Raw genomic sequence first — 18,550 nt, forward strand, 5'->3', positions numbered from 1 at the left:
CAGAGGTTCATCAGAGCACGACCTCGGTGCGCATCGTCTTGCCGGTCGCGTTGCGCGGCAACGGAACCGTGGTGATCCGCCATCGAGCCGGGACCTTGAAGTAGGCGAGGCGTTCGCCGGCGAAGGCCCGCAGCTCCTCCTCCGTCAGGGCGCCCTCCGACCGCGTTACGACGACCGCGGCCACCTCCTGGCCGAGGTCGGGGTGGTCCACGCCGATCACCGCGCACTCGAGGATCTCGGGGTGCTCGTCCAGGCACTGCTCGATCTCCATCGGGTACACGTTCTCGCCACCGCGCAGGATCAGGTCCGACCGTCGCCCGGTGAGCCGGACCATGCCGTTCTCGATCACACCGAAGTCGCCGGTGCGCAGCCAGCGGTCCTCGGTGATCGCCGCGGCGGTGGCCTCGGGGTTGTCCCAGTAGCCGAGCATCACGTAGGGGCTGCGCGCGCAGATCTCGCCCTCCACCCCGTCGGGGACCTTCTCCCCGAACGGGTCCCGGACCTCCACCGCGACCCCGATGATGGGCCGGCCGAGCGTGCCGGGGAACGCCGCCAGATCGAGGGGGGTGGCGACGGAGATCGCGGTGGCGCTCTCGGTCTGGCCGTAGCTGTCGACGAGGGAGTTGCGCGCGAACGGCACCTTCTCGCGCAGGCGGTCCTGGAACGCCGCCGACGACGGCGCCGCCGACAGCGCGAACGCGGTGACGGAGGAGAGGTCGTAACGCGACAGGTCCTCGTGCTCGAGCAGACGATTCGCCATGGTGGGGACGGCGGCCCAGTTGGTCACGCGCTCGCGTTCGACCAGTCGGAGCATCCGGTCCACGTCGAACGAGCCCTGGTAGATCACCACCGCGCCGCCCGTGGCCAGCCGGGGCACGGCCAGGTTGTGCAGGCTGGCGATGTGGAACAGCGGCGAGGTGAGCAGGTAACGCCGGTCGCTCGGGGCGTCCGAGTTCGGGTCGCCGCCGGTGAACGCGGCGGCGAGCGCATCGCTGAACCGGTGGTAGTCGATGGTGGCGAGCACGTTTCGGTGCGAGTGCACGGCGCCCTTGGGTCGGCCGCTGGTCCCGCTGGTGTAGAGGATCAGCGCCGGATCGTCCTCGTCCACGTCGGTGCGCGGCAGGTCGGAACCGGCGAACTCGGCGACCAGACGCGGGACGTCCTCCTCCATCGTCAGCACGGGGACGTCGGCGCCGAGCTCGCCCAGCAGCGCGGCGCGCTTGGCGTCGGCGACCACGACGGTGGGCTTGGTGTGGTCGATGCCGTACTCGACCTCACGCGGCGCCCACCAGGCATTGAAGCCGACGGCGATCGCGCCGAGTGACTGTGCCGCCCAGAAGGCGACGAGCCATTCGGGGGTGTTGGCGGCCAGGATGCCGATGCGGTCGCCCTTGCCGACGCCGTACCGCTCGCGCAGCGCGGTCGCGAACGCGGCGGCGGCGGACCCGTGTTCCGCGTAGCTCATCCGGCGATCCTCGGTGACCAGGTAGTCCCGGTCACCGTAGGAGAGCGAGGCCCTCAGGACGTCGCCGAGCGCCCGGTCGCGGTTCTTCATCACCGGGATCTCGGCCCCGAGCACGCTCTCGACGCCGAGCTCGAAGCGTCCGCCCGGGCCCGTCAGTCCGGCCATCACGGATGCGATGTAGGCCTGGGGGTCAACAGACTTCGTCACTGCATGTCCTTTCGGATCGTGTCGTACCCGGTCACGGAACCAGCACCGCTCGTCCGCGGATCTTGCCCGCCTCGAGGCGGTCGAACGCCGCTCGGGCGTCGTCGAGGTCGAACCGGTCGACCTCGACGGTGAGTCGCCCGGACTGGGCCAGGGCGATGGAGTCGACGAGGTCACTTCTGGTGCCGCCGTAGGACTTCCGGACCGAGGCGCCCCACGGCCAGCCGGGCCCGCCCGCCGGGTCGGCCGTCACGCCGGGGACGCCGCCGCCGAGCCCGACCATCCGGTACGCGCCGTTGGGTGCCACGGACTCGACCGCCGTCCGGGCGGTGGGGTCGACGCCGACGAAGTCGAACACCGCCTCCGCGCCGCGGCCGCCGGTCAACTCGAGGATCTGGCGTGCGGTGTCGGGACCGGATTCGAGGGTGACGTCGGCGCCGCAGCGCTCGGCCAGGTCCAGCTGGTCCTGGCCGAGGTCCACCGCGACGATCCGGGCCGCGCTGAGCGCGCGCAGGATCTGCACGGCGACGTGCCCGAGCCCGCCGACGCCGATCACCACGGCCGTCGACCCGGGACGCAGATGTTCCTTGGCACCTCGAATGGCGTGGTAGCTGGTGAGCGCGGCGTCGGCCATCGGGGCCGCCTGCAGGAAGTCCAGGTCGCCGATGGGGACGAACGAGCGGGCGGGGATCCGGACGTACTCGGCCATGCCGCCGTCCGGGCCGAGGCCGGGGCACGGCGGCATGGCGGTCCGGCCCGCGGCCAGGCAGACGTTCTCGTTGCCGCTCACGCACTCCCGGCAGACGCCGCACGACCAGCACAGGTAGACGATCCCGCGCTCGCCGACCTGCCGCCCGTCGACCGCGCTGCCGACGGCCTCGACGGTGCCGGCGATCTCGTGCCCGATGGTGAGCGGTTCCTCCCGCATCTTCACCGGGAAGTGCAGCAGGTGCAGGTCTGAGTGGCAGATGCCGGCCGCGCCGACGCGGATCAACAGGTCGGACGGGCCGATCTCCGGTACGGGGACGTCCCGGATCTCGATGACGCCCGGATCGGTGAGCTGTAGTGCTCTCACAGGGAGACCTCGTTTCGCGCCGATCGAACGGCCTCGTTGGTGGCGTGCAGGTAGGCGTAGGCGCGGTCGGATCCGATGATCCCGGGCGCCATCTTGTTCATCGCGTACGCGAAGGTGACTCCTCGGTCGAGGTCGTTGACGACGAACGACCCGCCGAGACCGGCCCACCAGCACACCCTGCCGTCGGGGACGGTGGGCACCGTCTGGGCGTGCGGCAGCCCGTATCCGATCCCGAACCGCAGCGGCGTCATGATCCCCAGGTCGAGGCCGTCCGCCTGCTCACGGAAGATCGCCTCGACGGTGTCCGGTGACAGCCAGGTCTTGCCGTCCAGCACGCCGCCGCCGGAGACGATCGACTGCAGCCGGGCGATGGAACGCGCGTTGCCGTGCCCGTTGGCGGCCCCGATCTCGGCCTGCCGCCACGCCGGGTCCGAGGTGCGCTCGTAGTCCAGCAAGGGGCAGGTGAGGGTCTTGACCAGGATGCTGTCCTGGTCCAGCGTGGCCATGTCGAACTCGAGGGCCGGCGGCGGAACGAGCGGGGCGATCCGGCCGAAATGCTCGGGGCCGGTACCGATGTGGAAATCGGCGTCCAGCGGCCCGGCCAGCTCCTCGGCGAAGAACCGACCGAGGGTCCGGCCGTCGACCCGCCGGATCACCTCGCCGACGAGGTGGCCGTAGTTGAGCGCGTGGTATCCCGACGCGGTGCCGGGCTCCCACCACGGGGCCTGCGTCGCGAGCCGCGCGCTGGCGGCCTCGTGGTCGTAGATGTCCTCGAGTTCGATCGGTCGCTCCCAGCCGGAGACCCCCGAGGTGTGCGAGAGCAGGTGCCGGATCTCGATGTCCGCCTTGCCGTTCGCGCCGAACTCGGGCCAGTAGTGCGCGACCTTCTCGTCAAGGTCCAGCAGTCCGCGGTCGACGAGCAGCAGCGCGCTCAGCGCGGTCATGGTCTTGGTGATCGAGAAGACGTTGACGATCGTGTCCTCGGCCCAGGCCGCGGTGCGGTCCTGATCGGTGTGCCCGCCCCAGATGTCGACGACCGGTTGCCCGTCCACGGTCACGCAGACGGATGCGCCGAGCTCCTCACCAGAAGCGAGCTGCTGGTCGAGTGCCTCGCGGACAGGCTCGAAACCCTCCGCGCAGAAGCCGTGTGTCAGTGTCATCGGATCTCCTCCCTCAGGCGTTCTGCAGGGCGCGAGCGGGCACGGGCAGGGTGTTGCCGGCGGCCTGGGCGCGCTTGCCGCCGCTGACGATTTCCTTCTTCAGGTTGCGCACGTACGGGTCGAACTCGCACTGGATGGTGTGCCGAGGGGACTTGTAGTACGGCTTGAGGTAGTACTCCTCGTCGGCGGCGAGGACGGCGCCCATCTCGCTGGGCGCCGGGGGCAGGTACTGGCCCGCAAGGTAGGCGGCGACGAGCTTGCTCTGCTGCTCGGCGAAGTTCACCAGGGTCGGCATCGGCTGCGCGAGGCCCATGAAGAACAGATTGTCGATGTCGGGCTTCATCATCCGCTTGAACAACGGGAAGCGGTTCTCGCTGTCGGGCAACAGGTTCGGATCGGTGAAGAAGGGGAAGCTGATGTGGTAGCCGGTGGCGCAGACGATCACGTCGACGTCAAGGGTGCTGCCGTCGGCGAAGCGCACCTGCTTGCCCTCCAGTGCGGTGATCGCGGGCTTGAACGCGATGTCGCCCGAGCCCGCTTTGCCGAGGAACTCGCCGCTCGCGGACGGGTGCGCCTGGAAGGGCAGGTGATCGGGCTTGGGGAGGCCGTAGCCCTCCATCGTGCCGATGTTCTTGTTCAGGAAGCGCCGTTGTAGCGCCATGGACAGCGGGCGGGGCATCCACGCCGGCATCGACATCTTGTCTCCGGCCACGCCCTTCAGGTACTTCGGCAGGACCCAGACACCGCGGCGGGCGGAGACGGTCAGCGTCTTGGCCAGGAAGCGTTGCGAGAGCTCGGAGGCGATGTCCAGGCCGGAGTTGCCCATCCCGACCACCACGACGTTCTTGCCGCGCATGTCGATCGGGTCGAACGGGTCGTTGTACTCGTGACTGTGGATCAGCGTGCCGTCGAACTGTCCGGGGTAGTCCGGGGTCCGCGGGTCCCAGTGGTGCCCGTTGCACACGATCAGCGCGTCGTAGGCGCGCGTCTCGCCGGTGGACAACGTGACGGTCCACAGCCCGTCGTCTCCCCGCTCGGCGTGCTCGACGGAGGTGTTGAAGGTGATCCTGTCCCGCAGGCCGAAGTGGGCGACGTAGTCCTTGAAGTACTGGAACAGCTGCGAGTGGTGTGGGAAGTCGGGCCACTCGGCGGGAACCGGGAAGTCCTCGAACGCCAGGCGCCACTTGGAGGTGTCGATGTGCAGGCTCTGGTAGCAGGCCGACATCCCGTTGGGGTTCTTGTAGTACCAGTTGCCGCCGACCTCGTCGGAGGCCTCGAAGCAGTCGAACGGGATGCCGTAGTCCTTCAGCCGCTTCGCGGTCGTGATGCCGGACGGTCCGGCGCCGATGACGCAGACGGTCGGCAGGTTCCTCGAGCTCATTCGCGATCGCTTTCTGTGCGGTGTGCCGGTCCGTTCAGAGCGCGGACGGCGACATGACTGCCGCCATCACGACCCCTGAAACGTGATGTGCGCCATAGTTCACGTTGACTGACGCACTGTCAAGTGAATGACGTAAAGTTGGTTCAGTAACGAGTCGATTTGCCCGATCGGTGGACGTGGGACAGGGTGGGGACGTGAGTATGGCAACAGGTGAGGTCAAAGGCCGGCGCGGCACGTTGCGCGACGAACAGAAGCGGGCTACCCGTGCCAAGCTCATGGAATCGGCGCGGGGGCTCTTCGCTGCCCGGGGCTACGCGGCGGTGACGGTCGACGGCATCGTCGCCGAGGTCGGGTGCAGTCGGGCGACGTTCTACCTGCATTTCCCGGGCAAGGTGGACGTCCTGTTGGCGCTGGCGCAGGACGGGATGGCGCCGACCGCGCTGGCCTTCTACCAAGACCTCGACCGTGTGCTCGACACCGGATCGCGTGCCGAGTTCACGGACTGGATCACCCGCGCCATCGAGTGGTTCCAGACGTACAAGGACATGCTTCAGGCCTGGGACGAGGCGACCGCTCTCGAACCCGAATTCCGAGCTATCGCACGCGAAGGAATCATCGCCCTCCCGAACTCGATGACCGGCTACCTCGCGCGCTGGCCGGAGAGCGAGCGTGACGAGGCCCGCCTGCGCGTCGAGCTTCTGGTGACGCAGCTCGAACGGTTCTTCACCAGGTGGGCGATGCTCGGAACGATCGACGTCTCGGGTGAGCGCGCCGCGGAGGTCCTCACGGACATCTGGTTCCCGGCCCTGTCGGCGCCGGCGATGCGTGACGGCTCCTCCGACTGACCGGTTCCGCAGACGCACCTCACCGCGGTGCACCCTCGTCGCCCGGGCCTGAGAGTATGGGTCGGTGACTACCGGAGCCTGGATCGCAATCGCGGCCGTCGTGGCCGTTCTTCTCGTTGCCCTCGTCGTCGGGGCGCTGCTGTACCGCCGACGGCAGATCAGCCTCGCGCCGACCGACAAGTCGACGCCGGAAGCGTTGGGCGAGGCCAAGGACCGCTCCGGTGGGTACAAGGCCGAGAGCGGTTTCAGCTTCAGTCAGGGTGCGACGGCCACCGCGCCGCCCAAGCCGACGCCGGAGCCGGTGGCGCCGAAGATTGTCGTGCCGCCGATCGTGGAACCGAAGGTGGCCGAGCCGGAGGTTGTCGAGCCGGAGGTGGCCGAGCCGGAGGTCGTCGAGCCGGAGGTGGCCGAGCCGGAGGTCGTCGAGCCGGAGGTGGCCGAGCCGGAGGTCGTCGAGCCGGAGGTGGCCGAGCCGGAGGCTCCCGTAGCCCCCGCAATCGAGGAAATCGCACCGACTGCAGGCCGGCTGGAGCGGCTCCGCGGCCGACTTTCACGTTCGCAGTCGGCGGTCGGCAAGTCCCTGCTCGGACTTCTCGGCGGCGGCGACCTCGACGAGGACTCCTGGGAGGAGATCGAGGACACGCTGCTGATCGCGGACCTGGGCAGCGCGGTCACCCAGGAGATCGTCACCAAGCTTCGTGCCGAGATCGCGGGCGGCAACGTCAAGACCGAGGCGCAGGCCCGAGCGCTGCTGCGTGCCGTACTCATCGACGCGCTGCATCCCGAGATGGATCGATCGATCAGGGCGCTGCCGCACGACGCCACCCCCGGTGTGCTGCTGGTCGTCGGCGTCAACGGCACCGGCAAGACCACCAGCACGGGCAAGCTGGCCCGAGTGCTCGTCGCCGACGGGCGCCGCGTGCTGCTCGGCGCCGCCGACACCTTCCGTGCGGCCGCGGCGGATCAGTTGCAGACGTGGGCCGAACGCGTCGGGGCCGAGGTGGTGAGGGGCAAGGAGGGCGCCGACCCGGCCGCGATCGCCTTCGACTCGGTCAGCAAGGGCATCGAGACCGGCGTCGACGTGGTCATCGTGGACACCGCCGGCCGCCTGCACACCAAGACCGGGCTGATGGACGAACTGGGCAAGGTCAAGCGGGTAGTCGAGAAGCAGGCCCCGGTGGACGAGGTGCTGCTGGTGCTCGACTCGACGATCGGCCAGAACGGCCTGGTTCAGGCCCGGGTGTTCGCCGAGGTCGTCGACATCACCGGTGTCGTGCTCACCAAGCTCGACGGCACCGCCAAGGGCGGAATCGTCTTCCAGGTCCAGCACGAACTCGGCGTGCCCGTGAAGCTGGTGGGCCTGGGGGAGGGTGCCGACGACCTCGCCCCGTTCGAGCCGGAAGCGTTCGTGGACGCGCTGCTCGGCTGATACCGGACCACACGGTTCCCCATTAAGTAACAAAGCGATAACGATACGCAGGCACTGAGTCACGGTGGAGTGACTGTCGGTGTCTACTTGCCGCGTTCGAGCGTGACGTATGACACATCGAACGTTGTAGTCGGGCCAGGTCACACGAGAGGACGCCCGTGCGTATCAGCGCTACCGCCGCGAGAGTCACCCGAAGGATCGTCACCGCCACCGCAGCGACAGCGCTCTGTGCGGGCGTGCTGGCGCCGGTCTTCGCGGCTCCCGCGCAGGCCGACGACTTCGCCGGCGCGCAGGGCCGGCTGAACGCCGCCGTCGCGGCCGCCGGCGGCGCTCCGCTGGCCTACCAGTTCGGCCGCGACTTCCCGGTCCCCATGATCACCGCCGCGGGCCAGGCCTACGACATGCCGACCGATGCTCGGCTGATCGTGATCGCCCGCGCCTCCCACTCGGGGCTCGTCTCGCAACTGCTGTCCGACTCGTCGGGCCGCTGCGAGGGCAACCCGAATGCCGTCACCGCAGACGGCATGCGTCAGAACGCCGAGGTGTACGGGCCGGTCGATGCGTGGCACCGAATGGGCTCGCCGGCGATTGCGATCAACGCCAACTTCTTCGACGTGCGCGCGCAGGGAGCAGGCACCAACTGGTCGCAGAGCGGCTGCAGCTCCCCGCTCGGTGCGTACTACGACGCCCACCCCGACACCCACAGCGCCGCGTCCATCTTCGACCTCGGCAGCCGCTTCTACGTCGGCAAGGAGGGCCTGAGCGACGGCGCAGGGAAGGTCTGGTCGCCGCTCTCGACGTTCGTCATCGGTGACGGTTTCCTGGGCATGCCGACGGATGCGAACTTCGACATCCGGGACGCGGAGTCGGCGTCGCGCAACAGCGCCGCGGAGGACCTGGTCAATCAGCTCGAGTACAGCGGAAGGTCCTTCGTCGCGTTCGGCGGACTCAAGATCCGCGGCCCGGGACCGGACTTCCAGTTCGTCGACAACCCGATCCGCCGAGCCGCCCGCACGGCGGTGGGCTTCAACACCGCCCGCGACGAGCTGTACGTCTTCCAGGGCGGGAGCAACGAGGCGGACGGATTCACCATCGGCAACGTGCAGGACGCGTTCCGCGCGCTCGGCTCGGATCGGGCCGTCGTACTCGACGGTGGTGGATCCTCGGCCCTGATCGTGAACAAGAACGCCGGAATCACCTGGGCCGGCCAGGGAATCAACGCGGGGATCGCGCCCGTCGGGTCGTGTGCGCAGGTTCCGGATGCGTACTGCTCGCCGGGTGCCGCGCGGCCGGTGCCGGGCTGGCTCGGACTCCGTACGCGGCGATAGATCTCGCGTGACGCGACGCGCGGTCCGGCACGGCGGTCGGGCTCCGCCGGGTCGCCGCACGTCGGGCGGCGGTCCGATCGGCGCGGCACGAAACCTAGAAGCAACACGGACCCCGGATGCGTTCACTCGAGTGAAACATCGCAGCGCCACGGCTGAAACACCAGCTGAGCACCCTTCTCATCAGGTCGACAGCCGCACCGGCGGGACGACAGAAGGAGGAGCTCAACGTGGACTTTCCCACTATCGGAGTGCCGGACACCGGCGACACTGCGTGGATGCTGATCAGCGCCGCGCTGGTGTTGCTGATGACCCCGGGACTGGCGTTCTTCTACGGCGGCATGGTTCGTGCGAAGAGCGTGCTGAACATGATCATGATGAGCATCGGCGCGATGGGCGTCGTCGGGGTGCTCTGGGTGCTGTACGGCTACTCGATGGCGTTCGGCGAGGACAAGGGCAACCTGGTCGGCGATCCGTTCCAGTACTTCGGGCTCAAGGGTCTGTTCGGCGGGTCCTACCTCGCCAATGCGAGCACCGGGGCCGCCGTGGCGATTCCGCTCGTCGGCACGATTCCCGCCACGGTGTTCGTGGCCTTCCAGGCGATGTTCGCGATCATCACGGTCGCGCTGATCTCCGGTGCGGTGGCCGACCGCCTGCGCTTCGGGCCCTGGCTGCTCTTCGCCGGCCTGTGGGCGACGATCGTGTACTTCCCGGTCGCGCACTGGGTGTTCGCTTTCGACGGCGTCACCGCCGCCGACGGTGGCTGGATCGCCAACAAGCTCAAGGCAATCGACTTCGCCGGTGGTACGGCAGTCCACATCAATGCGGGTATCGCCGGCCTGGTGCTGGCCATCGTGCTCGGCAAGCGTCGCGGTTGGCCGACCACTCCCTTCAGGCCGCACAACCTGCCCTTCGTGATGCTCGGCGCCGCCCTGCTGTGGTTCGGCTGGTTCGGATTCAACGCGGGTTCGGCAGTGGGTTCCAACGGCGTCGCCGGCGCCACCTTCGTCACCACCGTGGTCGCGACCTGCGCCGCGATGTTGGCCTGGCTGCTGGTCGAGCGCATCCGCGACGGTCACGCCACCACCCTCGGCGCCGCGTCCGGCATCGTCGCGGGCCTGGTCGCCATCACCCCGTCCTGCTCGTCGGTGAACGTGGTCGGCGCCCTGGTCATCGGTGTCGTCGCAGGCGTGCTGTGCGCCCTCGCCGTCGGCCTCAAGTACCGCTTCGGCTTCGACGATTCGCTCGACGTGGTCGGCGTCCACCTGGTCGGCGGTCTCGTGGGCACCTTGCTGGTCGGACTGGTGGCCACCACGGAGGCCCCCGCCGGCGTCAAGGGGCTCTTCTACGGGGGCGGCTTCGACCAGCTCTGGCGTCAGGCGGTCGGTGCGGGAGCGGTTCTGCTGTACTCGCTCGTCGCCACGACGATCATTGCCCTTATCGTGAAGTACACGATCGGACTTCGGGCCAGTGCAGAGAGCGAGGCCAGGGGACTGGACGACACGGAGCACGCTGAGAACGCATACGACTTCGTCGCAATCGGAGCGAGCACGGTGCCGAGCCGCGCGACCGTCACCGTCAGGGAGGCATGAGAAACATGAAGCTGATCACGGCAATCGTCAAGCCGTTCACCCTCGAGGATGTCAAGACCGGCCTCGAGCAGGCAGGGGTGCTCGGCATGACCGTCAGCGAGGTTCAGGGGTACGGCCGGCAGAAGGGCCACACCGAGGTCTACCGCGGTGCCGAGTACTCCGTGGACTTCGTGCCCAAGGTGCGCGTCGAGGTGGTCGTGGACGACTCGGCCGTGGACAAGGTCGTCGAGGTGATCGTCGAGGCCGCGCGCACGGGGAAGATCGGCGACGGCAAGGTCTGGGTCTCCCCGGTGGAGTCGGTCATCCGGGTCCGCACGGGCGAACGGGGCGCGGATGCGCTCTGACCCCAACGGGTCCGGATCTGGTGGCCCCGATCCCGCCGCATCGTCGGCGGGGTCGGGGCCGCCCTCGTCCCGGGGCGCGGTCGCCGCGGACGACCTCGTCCGGGCCCGGAAACAGTTGTTGGACGGCGGTTCCCGCACGCGCAGGCTCGACGCGCCCGCACTGCGTCAGGCGCTGGTCGACCTCCACGAGTTCTGGCTGACCACCAAGGGGGCCGAACTCGGGATCAAGCCCGACAGTGGATTCGCGATCGTCGCGGTGGGCGGGCTCGGTCGGCGCGAACTGCTGCCGTACTCCGACCTCGACCTGGTCCTGCTGCACGACGACCTCGAACCCGAGATCGTCGCGGAGGTCGCGGACCGGCTCTGGTACCCGTTGTGGGACGCGCACATCAAGCTCGATCACAGCGTTCGGACGGTCCCGCAGGCGATTCAGGTGGCATCGAGCGACCTGACCGCCGCACTGGGGTTGCTCGAGGCCCGGCACATCGCGGGCGACGAGGAGCTGAGCAACCTGCTCATCGGTGGCGTGCGCAGGCAGTGGCGGACCGGAATCCGTTCGCGTTTCGACGAACTGATCGAGATGACCCGTGCACGGTGGTCGCGCAGCGGCGAGATCGCGCATCGCGCCGAGCCGGACATCAAGAACGGCCGCGGCGGGCTGCGGGACGTGCAGCTGCTCGACGCGCTCGCGATCGCGCAGCTGACCGACGCCCTGCCCGGGCTCGGACCCGACACCCCCGGTGGCGGACTGGTCTTCGCGCACGACCGCCTGCTCGACGTGCGTACCGAGCTGCATCGGGTCGCCGGCCGTGCCCGGGACCAGCTGCGCGCCCAGGACGCAGACGAGATCGGGGCGGCCCTGCGCATCGGGGACCGCTTCGACCTGGCCCGGATGCTCAGCGACTCGGCGCGGACGGTCAGCTACTCGGTGGATGTGGGACTGCGCACCGCCGCGAACTCGCTTCCGCGACGCGGACTCTCGCGGCTGCGCCGGATGCCCGTCCGCCGGCCGCTCGACGAGGGGGTGGTCGAGCACGCCGGCGAGGTCGTGCTGGCCCGCGACGCCAGGCCGACCAAGGATCCCGGCCTGATCATGCGAGTCGCCGCGGCCGCCGCGCAGACCGGCATGCCGATCTCGGCGTCGACGCTGAGCCGGCTCTCGGACAGTGCGCCGGAACTTCGCGAACCGTGGCCGAGTGAGGCGCTCGGCGACCTGCTGGTGCTGCTCGGTTCCGGTAGTCGCACCACCGCGGTGGTCGAGGCCTTGGACCGGACCGGATTGTGGGGACGGCTGCTACCGGAATGGGGTGCGGTGCGCGACCTTCCGCCGCGCGATGCCGTACACACCTGGACCGTGGACCGTCACCTGGTGGAGACGGCCGTGCAGGCGAGCGCGTTCACCACTCGGGTCTCGCGACCGGACCTGTTGGTCCTCGGTGCGCTGCTGCACGACATCGGCAAGGGGCGCGGCGGCGACCACAGCGCGGTGGGCGCGGAACTCGCCACCCAGATCGGCAATCGGCTCGGCATGTGGCCGTCCGACGTCGCCCTGCTCACGGCGATCGTCCGGCACCACCTGCTGCTGCCGTCGACCGCGACCCGCCGCGACCTCGACGACCCGGCCACGGTGCAGATGGTGGTCGATGCGCTCGGCGGCGACCTGGTGCTGCTCGACCTGCTGGCGGCGCTGGCCGAGGCCGACTCGCTGGCGACCGGGCCCGGGGTGTGGGGCGACTGGAAGTCCTCGCTGCTCGGTGAACTGGTCCGACGCTGTCGCCTGGTGATGGCTGGTGAGCGGCTGCCCGAGCCGGACCGGATCGATGCCGAGGCGGCCGCGCTGGCCGCGGACGGGGGCGTGCACGTGCGGCTGCAACCGGCGGAGGGGGCGCACACCTACACCGTCACGGTGGTCGCGCCGGACACCCCGGGACTGCTTTCGGACTCGGCGGGCGTGCTCGCGCTGCACTCGCTGCGGGTGCTGTCCGCCTCGGTCGGCAGTCACGAGGGTGCGGCGGTGAACTCGTTCACGGTGTCACCGCGGTTCGGTGCTCCGCCGCAGGCGGGACTCCTCCGGCAAGAGCTGATCCGGGCGATCGCCGGTGAACTCGACCTGGTCGCCATGCTCGAGCAGAAGGAGGAGCAGTCCAGGGCCGAGCAGGCGCTCGAACTGGGCGTCGCGGGCGTGCCGGTGCAGTACGCGCAGGCCCCACCCCGGATCATCTGGTTCGACGCGGCCGCCGAGGGGCAGTCGGTGGTCGAACTGCGGGCCGAGGACCGCCTCGGACTGCTGTGCCGGCTGGCGGCCGCGTTCGAGGAACAGGGCGTGGACGTGCAGTGGGCGCGAGTGTCGACGCTCGGTGCGTCGGTGGTCGACGCCTTCGGACTGAATCTGGGCGGTACGGATTCGCGGGCGACGCGGCGGGACGTCGAGGCGGCGATCCTGGCCGTGGTGCCGCAATCGCCGCCGAAGAAGGACAGTGAGAACGGAGACGCCACCGGCAGCGGCTAGGCTGGGGCCCGAGTCTGCACGTCCCCAGGCGGCAACTAGACCAGCCAACTCGACCAGCCAGGAGCCCGATCGGTGTTCGAATCCCTTTCCGACAGGTTGACAGGTGCCCTCAAGGACCTGCGTGGCAAGGGCCGGTTGTCCGGTGCCGACATCGACGCGACGTGCCGGGAGATCCGGCTCGCGCTGCTCGAGGCCGACGTCGCGCTGCCCGTCGTCCGCTCCTTCATCGCCAAGATCAAGGAGCGGGCGAAGGGCGCCGAGGTGTCCGGCGCGCTGAATCCGGCCCAGCAGGTCGTCAAGATCGTCAACGAGGAACTCGTCGGCATCCTCGGCGGCGAGACCCGGCGGCTGCAGTTCGCGAAGAACCCGCCGACCGTCATCATGCTGGCCGGTCTGCAGGGTTCCGGTAAGACGACCCTCGCGGGCAAGCTCGCCAAGTGGCTGGCCGGACAGGGTCACACCCCGCTGCTGGTGGCCTGCGACCTGCAGCGTCCCGGAGCGGTCAGCCAGCTGCAGATCGTCGGCGAGCGGGCCGGTGCGGCGGTCTTCGCCCCGCACCCGGGCACCTCGATCGGCGGCGGCGACAACGCGCTCGGCGTGTCGGCGGCCGACCCGGTCGACGTCGCGCGCCGCGGTGTCGAGGAGGCCCGCGCCAAGCACCACGACGTCGTGATCGTCGACACCGCCGGCCGACTCGGCATCGACGAGGAACTGATGGGCCAGGCCTCGGGCATCCGCGACGCGGTGCAGCCCGACGAGGTGCTGTTCGTCCTCGACGCGATGACCGGCCAGGACGCGGTCCACACCGCCGAGGCGTTCCAGTCCGGCGTCGGCTTCAACGGTGTCGTGCTGACCAAGCTCGACGGCGACGCCCGGGGCGGCGCGGCGCTGAGCGTCCGCGAGATCACCGGGCAGCCGATCATGTTCGCGTCGACCGGCGAGAAGCTCGAGGACTTCGACGTCTTCCACCCGGACCGGATGGCCAGCCGGATCCTCGGCATGGGCGACGTGCTCAGCCTCATCGAGCAGGCCGAGCAGGTCTTCGACGCGAAGCAGGCCGAGGCCGCCGCGCACAAGATCGGCTCCGGCCAGCTCACCCTCGAGGACTTCCTCGAGCAGATGATGGCCGTGCGCAAGATGGGTCCGATCGGCAACCTGCTGGGAATGCTCCCCGGCGCGGGCCAGATGAAGGACGCGTTGGCCAACGTCGACGAGAAGCAGCTCGACCGGGTGCAGGCGATCATCCGCGGCATGACCCCCGCCGAACGCGAGGACCCCAAGATCATCAACGCCTCCCGGCGGCTGCGCATCGCGAACGGCTCGGGCGTGAAGGTCTCCGACGTCAACCAGCTGGTGGACCGATTCTTCGAGGCCCGCAAGATGATGGCCGCGATGGCCGGCCGAATGGGCATGCCCGGCGCGCGGTCGAGTCAGCGCAGCAAGAAGGGCAAGAAGGGCAAGAAGGGCGGCAAGGGCCCGACCCAGCCGAAGATCCGCGGCGGATTCCCCGGCATGCCCGCCGGAATGCCGGGCGGATTCCCGGGTCTGCCCGCCGGCATGGACCTGTCGAAGATGCCCAAGGGCCTCGACGAGCTGCCGCCGGGCCTCGAGGGCATCGACCTGTCCCAGCTCAAGCTCCCGAAGAAGTAGTCGTGGCGGTGCGGCTGGCCGGTGTCGGGCTGCCCGACGAGCAGCCCGTCGAGCTCTGGATCGACGACGGCGTGATCTCGTCCCAGCCCGTCGCCGGTGCGGAGACGGTCAGCGACTCGGGCTGGATCCTGCCCGGACTCGTCGACGCGCACTGCCATGTCGGCATCCGGTACGGCGGCGGCCACGAGGACGAGGCGGGCGTGCTCGCCCAGGCGCAGACCGAACGCGACGCCGGGGTGCTGCTGCTGCGCGACGCGGGCTCGCCCGTGGACACCCGGGCCCTCGACCAGCGCGCGGACCTGCCTCGGATCATCCGGGCCGGGCGACACATCGCGATGGCGAAGCGGTACATCCGGGGCCTGCCGATCGACCTCGAGGACGAGTCGCAGCTGCCCGCGGCCGTCACCGAGCAGGCCCTGCGCGGCGACGGCTGGGTCAAGCTCGTCGGCGACTGGATCGACCGGTCGGTGGGCGACCTGCGTCCGCTGTGGGGCGACGCGGTGCTCAAGGAGGCGATCGACGCCGCGCACCGGGTCGGCGCCCGGGTCACCGCGCACGTGTTCGGCGAGGACGCGCTGCCCGGACTGATCGAGGCCGGTATCGACTGCATCGAACACGGCACCGGACTGACCGCCGACACCATCGAGATGATGGTCGAACGCGGTACCGCGCTGGTGCCGACGCTGATCAACATCGCGACCTTCCCGGAGATCGCCGACTCCGCCGACCGGTTCCCCGTCTACGCCGCGCACATGCGCGATCTGCACGCGCGGGTCGGCGCGACGATCGGCGCGGCGCACGAGGCCGGGATCCCGATCTACGCGGGCACCGACGCGGGCGGGTCGATCCGGCACGGGCGGATCGCGGACGAGGTCGCGGCGCTGGCCGCGGTCGGGCTCGGGCCGACAGCGGCGCTCGGCGCCGCCTGCTGGGACGCTCGCGCCTGGCTGGGCCACCCCGGACTCGACGCCGGGGCGCCCGCGGATCTGCTTGTCTACGAACGGGATCCACGCACCGGGCCGGAGGTGCTCGCCGAACCGGACCTCGTCGTACTGCGCGGTCGGGTGGTCGCGGCGCGGGGCCGGTTCGCCTGACGGCGGTCCCCGCCTACGCGGCCGCTCACTTCGCGCAGCCGTCGCCCCCGTCGCCGCCCCGCGCGGTGAACCGGACCTCGCTGACCGAGGTGACGTCGTTGAACGGCGCGAACTGCTCACCCGTCCGATTCGTGATCGGCTGACCGTCGACCGTCGAGACGACCGTCAGCTTTGCCGTGCGGCTGGTCTTGTCGACCTCGAGGGTCTGGATGCCCCGCTCGGGCCTCAGCTGCTGCTCGACGGTGCTGCCGTCGTCGAAGGTCCAGATGACCTTGGTGATCTTGCGGTTCTGCGCGAACCGGTCGGACCCGTCCGCGTCGGTCTTGTCGTGGCCGGGGTCGATGCCGACGGTCGCGAGCTGCTGGGCGCACACGAAACTGATCGACAGTGACTGACCCTGGGTGCCCTGGCAACGCCACGCGGTGGTGAGGTCGCCGTCGGTGGCATTGGGTGCCTCGTAGGTGTGCGGTCGCCCGGCCGAGTCGACCGCAGGCGGGTAGGTCGCGCACGTGCCGGTCACCCCGGTGGGGGTGACCGGCACCGTCGCGCCGTGGCCGAAGGCGCCTGGGTCGTTCGGATCCGCGAAGTCCGCGCCGCCGCCGAAATCCGTGCCGCCGGAGTCCGGTGCGGCGCTACCCGCGACGGTCGAACTGTTCTGGGAGAGCGTCCGGTTCAGCAGGTATCCGCCCCCCGCCAGCAGCGCGACCACCGCCGCGACCGAGGTCAGGACCACCAGCCAGCCGCGCACCGACAGCGGCGGCCGGTACGGCGGTGGCGTGAGGGGAGGGGGAGTGGCGGGAGGCGGGGGCGCGCTGTCGGTCATGCGGACTCCACGCGGACGGGGGCGCGACGGGTCTGCGCCAGCCCCAGGTCGTAGGCCAGCGCCGCGAACGCGACAAGCGCCTGCACGACGGCGAGCGCGAGGATCGCGATGCCCGCCCAACCGAGCCCGACGACCAGCGTCAGGTCGTCCCGTGAATCGCCGATCAGGTCCTCGCCGAGTCGCGGCACGTTGCTCACCACGATCAGCAGGAACAGGGCGAGCAGGGCACCGACCGTCGCGGCGGCAGTGGAGATCGCGTGCAGGACCGGGCCCGCCGCGCGAATCTGGCCGAGGCGCGGCAGCGTCGACAACCCGGCGGTCATCGCCGAGAACAGCAGGCACACCACCACCAGCAGGCCCTGCGGCAGCACGAACCCGCTGACGTTCACCTCGCCCGCGGAGGTGTGCACGCTCAGGTACGGACCGAATCCGACCAACAGTCCGGTCAGGCCCAGCACCAGCACCACCGCGGCCAGCGCCGTGGCGCGGCCCCGCTCCGGTGCCGGCGGACCGTCGGTGAACACCGGATACGACACCGGAACGGCAGCAGGCGCCGGCGTCGGCACCGGCGTGAGCACGACGGTCTGGTCGGAGTCCACGCCTTTCTCGGGTACCGCGCTTTTCTCGGATACCGCCTTGTTCTCGGACGCCGTTGGCGGGCCGGCTACTGGTTTCGGATCGGACACTGGCTTCGACAACGACGTGGACCCCCGGGTGCGACGGCTGCGGCTGACCGGAGTTTAGGCGGACGACGTCCGGGGAGCCGGGCAATCCGCTCCGAGTCGGGCGATTCGTCGGCCGGGCGGCTCGTCTGGCAGAATGGACCGCTGTTCGCCCGTCTCCGGTTACGCACCGCGCGGCGGTCACGACAACCCCTCAACGCAAAACCGGGTACGCACTCCGTGCGTATCGCTGAATTGCGCCGTGACCATCTGAAAGGCTCGACCATGGCTGTCAAGATCAAGCTCATGCGGCTCGGCAAGATCCGCACCCCGCACTACCGCATCGTCATCGCCGACTCTCGCACCCGCCGCAACGGCCGTGCGATCGAGACCATCGGCAAGTACCACCCCAAGGAAGAGCCCTCCCTGATCGAGATCGACTCGGAGCGCGCGCAGTACTGGCTCGGCGTCGGCGCCCAGCCCACCGAGCCGGTCGAGAACCTGCTCAAGATCACCGGTGACTGGCAGAAGTTCAAGGGCCTGCCGGGCACCGAGGGCACCCTGAAGACCAAGGAAGCCAAGCCGTCCAAGCTGGAGCTCTTCCAGGCCGCGCTGGCGCAGGCCGACAGCGAGCCGGTCGCCGAGGCGATCACCCCGAAGAAGAAGGCCGCCAAGAAGGCCGACGCCGAGGAGGCCGCCGAGGCCCCCGCCGAGGCCGCCGCGGATTCCGAGGCTGCTGACAAGTGAGTGCCGTTGTCGCCGATGCCGTCGAACACCTCGTTCGCGGTATCGTCGCCAATCCCGACGACGTCCGGGTGGAGCTGATCACCGGACGCCGCGGGCGCACCGTCGAGGTGCACGTGCACCCCGACGACCTGGGCAAGGTCATCGGGCGTGGCGGGCGCACCGCGACCGCGCTGCGGACCCTGGTCACCGGCATCGGTGGCCGCGGTATCCGCGTCGACGTGATCGACACGGACCAGTAGCGGTCG

The 18,550-nt window shown here is 69.9% G+C and carries 16 protein-coding genes; 10 read left to right on the forward strand and 6 right to left on the reverse strand.

What is annotated here, in order from left to right; genetic code table 11:
* Nucleotides 1-10: 10 nt before the first annotated feature.
* Genes ACFVH2_RS05500 through ACFVH2_RS05515 form a run of 4 tightly spaced genes read right to left on the reverse strand, consistent with a single transcriptional unit; the run spans nucleotide 11 to nucleotide 5,285 of the window.
* Nucleotides 11-1,672 carry a class I adenylate-forming enzyme family protein gene (locus ACFVH2_RS05500; protein ID WP_378423043.1) on the reverse strand — a complete coding sequence of 554 codons (1,662 nt, stop codon included), beginning with the start codon at nucleotides 1,670-1,672 and terminating at the stop codon, nucleotides 11-13.
* A 31-nt stretch (nucleotides 1,673-1,703) separates the two neighbouring features.
* Nucleotides 1,704-2,744 (reverse strand): NAD(P)-dependent alcohol dehydrogenase, encoded by a 1,041-nt coding sequence (locus ACFVH2_RS05505; RefSeq protein WP_378423045.1) that lies wholly within the window; start codon nucleotides 2,742-2,744, stop codon nucleotides 1,704-1,706.
* Nucleotides 2,741-3,904 (reverse strand): serine hydrolase domain-containing protein, encoded by a 1,164-nt coding sequence (locus ACFVH2_RS05510; RefSeq protein WP_378423047.1) that lies wholly within the window; start codon nucleotides 3,902-3,904, stop codon nucleotides 2,741-2,743. Before ACFVH2_RS05510 ends, ACFVH2_RS05505 begins: the two co-directional genes overlap by 4 nt.
* Before the next feature lie 13 nt (nucleotides 3,905-3,917).
* On the reverse strand, nucleotides 3,918-5,285 hold the full coding sequence (locus ACFVH2_RS05515) for a flavin-containing monooxygenase (RefSeq protein ID WP_378423049.1): 1,368 nt from the start codon (nucleotides 5,283-5,285) through the stop codon (nucleotides 3,918-3,920).
* Nucleotides 5,286-5,485: 200 nt separating this feature from the next.
* Between ACFVH2_RS05515 and ACFVH2_RS05520 the strand changes: the two genes are divergently transcribed.
* The 8 genes from ACFVH2_RS05520 (at nucleotide 5,486) to ACFVH2_RS05555 (ending at nucleotide 16,073) form a co-directional block, all read left to right on the forward strand.
* On the forward strand, nucleotides 5,486-6,130 hold the full coding sequence (locus ACFVH2_RS05520; protein WP_378423196.1) for a TetR/AcrR family transcriptional regulator: 645 nt from the start codon (nucleotides 5,486-5,488) through the stop codon (nucleotides 6,128-6,130).
* A 64-nt stretch (nucleotides 6,131-6,194) separates the two neighbouring features.
* Complete coding sequence (gene ftsY, locus ACFVH2_RS05525) at nucleotides 6,195-7,559, forward strand: signal recognition particle-docking protein FtsY (protein WP_378423051.1); 1,365 nt, start codon at nucleotides 6,195-6,197, stop codon at nucleotides 7,557-7,559.
* Nucleotides 7,560-7,717: 158 nt separating this feature from the next.
* Entirely contained in the window at nucleotides 7,718-8,887 is a 1,170-nt protein-coding gene (locus ACFVH2_RS05530) for a phosphodiester glycosidase family protein (protein ID WP_378423053.1), read from the forward strand.
* Nucleotides 8,888-9,162: 275 nt separating this feature from the next.
* A complete protein-coding gene (locus ACFVH2_RS05535; protein ID WP_378423197.1) occupies nucleotides 9,163-10,476 on the forward strand; it encodes an ammonium transporter in 1,314 nt (437 codons plus the stop codon).
* A 5-nt stretch (nucleotides 10,477-10,481) separates the two neighbouring features.
* A complete protein-coding gene (locus ACFVH2_RS05540) occupies nucleotides 10,482-10,820 on the forward strand; it encodes a P-II family nitrogen regulator (RefSeq protein ID WP_378423199.1) in 339 nt (112 codons plus the stop codon).
* On the forward strand, nucleotides 10,810-13,329 hold the full coding sequence (locus ACFVH2_RS05545; RefSeq protein WP_378423055.1) for a [protein-PII] uridylyltransferase: 2,520 nt from the start codon (nucleotides 10,810-10,812) through the stop codon (nucleotides 13,327-13,329). Before ACFVH2_RS05540 ends, ACFVH2_RS05545 begins: the two co-directional genes overlap by 11 nt.
* A gap of 72 nt (nucleotides 13,330-13,401) precedes the next feature.
* A complete protein-coding gene (gene ffh / locus ACFVH2_RS05550) occupies nucleotides 13,402-14,979 on the forward strand; it encodes a signal recognition particle protein (RefSeq protein WP_378423057.1) in 1,578 nt (525 codons plus the stop codon).
* 2 nt (nucleotides 14,980-14,981) lie between these two features.
* Nucleotides 14,982-16,073 (forward strand): amidohydrolase family protein, encoded by a 1,092-nt coding sequence (locus tag ACFVH2_RS05555; protein WP_378423059.1) that lies wholly within the window; start codon nucleotides 14,982-14,984, stop codon nucleotides 16,071-16,073.
* Nucleotides 16,074-16,098: 25 nt separating this feature from the next.
* Here the strand turns inward: ACFVH2_RS05555 and ACFVH2_RS05560 are convergent, their stop codons facing one another.
* Both ACFVH2_RS05560 and ACFVH2_RS05565 read right to left on the reverse strand, forming a co-directional pair.
* Entirely contained in the window at nucleotides 16,099-16,896 is a 798-nt protein-coding gene (locus tag ACFVH2_RS05560; protein ID WP_378423061.1) for an NADase-type glycan-binding domain-containing protein, read from the reverse strand.
* On the reverse strand, nucleotides 16,893-17,495 hold the full coding sequence (locus ACFVH2_RS05565; RefSeq protein WP_378423063.1) for a DUF5336 domain-containing protein: 603 nt from the start codon (nucleotides 17,493-17,495) through the stop codon (nucleotides 16,893-16,895). The genes ACFVH2_RS05560 and ACFVH2_RS05565 overlap by 4 nt, the downstream gene beginning before the upstream one ends.
* A gap of 348 nt (nucleotides 17,496-17,843) precedes the next feature.
* Between ACFVH2_RS05565 and rpsP the strand changes: the two genes are divergently transcribed.
* Together rpsP and ACFVH2_RS05575 are read left to right on the forward strand one after the other, a co-directional pair.
* Nucleotides 17,844-18,305 (forward strand): 30S ribosomal protein S16, encoded by a 462-nt coding sequence (gene rpsP / locus ACFVH2_RS05570; protein WP_142101122.1) that lies wholly within the window; start codon nucleotides 17,844-17,846, stop codon nucleotides 18,303-18,305.
* A complete protein-coding gene (locus tag ACFVH2_RS05575) occupies nucleotides 18,302-18,544 on the forward strand; it encodes an RNA-binding protein (protein WP_378423065.1) in 243 nt (80 codons plus the stop codon). Before rpsP ends, ACFVH2_RS05575 begins: the two co-directional genes overlap by 4 nt.
* The last annotated feature ends 6 nt before the right edge of the window (nucleotides 18,545-18,550 follow it).

The sequence above is a fragment of the Rhodococcus sp. NPDC127527 genome, from assembly GCF_042672245.1.
Lineage (GTDB): Bacteria > Actinomycetota > Actinomycetes > Mycobacteriales > Mycobacteriaceae > Rhodococcus_G.

Excerpts from the sequence above, each read along its gene's own strand:
- ACFVH2_RS05510 (WP_378423047.1), bottom strand. The coding sequence starts at position 3,904 with ATGACACTGACACACGGCTTCTGCGCGGAGGGTTTCGAGCCTGTCCGC.
- ACFVH2_RS05515 (WP_378423049.1), bottom strand. The coding sequence starts at position 5,285 with ATGAGCTCGAGGAACCTGCCGACCGTCTGCGTCATCGGCGCCGGACCG.
- ACFVH2_RS05520 (WP_378423196.1), top strand. The coding sequence starts at position 5,486 with ATGGCAACAGGTGAGGTCAAAGGCCGGCGCGGCACGTTGCGCGACGAA.
- ACFVH2_RS05535 (WP_378423197.1), top strand. The coding sequence starts at position 9,163 with ATGCTGATCAGCGCCGCGCTGGTGTTGCTGATGACCCCGGGACTGGCG.
- ACFVH2_RS05540 (WP_378423199.1), top strand. The coding sequence starts at position 10,482 with ATGAAGCTGATCACGGCAATCGTCAAGCCGTTCACCCTCGAGGATGTC.
- ACFVH2_RS05545 (WP_378423055.1), top strand. The coding sequence starts at position 10,810 with ATGCGCTCTGACCCCAACGGGTCCGGATCTGGTGGCCCCGATCCCGCC.
- ACFVH2_RS05560 (WP_378423061.1), bottom strand. The coding sequence starts at position 16,896 with ATGACCGACAGCGCGCCCCCGCCTCCCGCCACTCCCCCTCCCCTCACG.
- rpsP (WP_142101122.1), top strand. The coding sequence starts at position 17,844 with ATGGCTGTCAAGATCAAGCTCATGCGGCTCGGCAAGATCCGCACCCCG.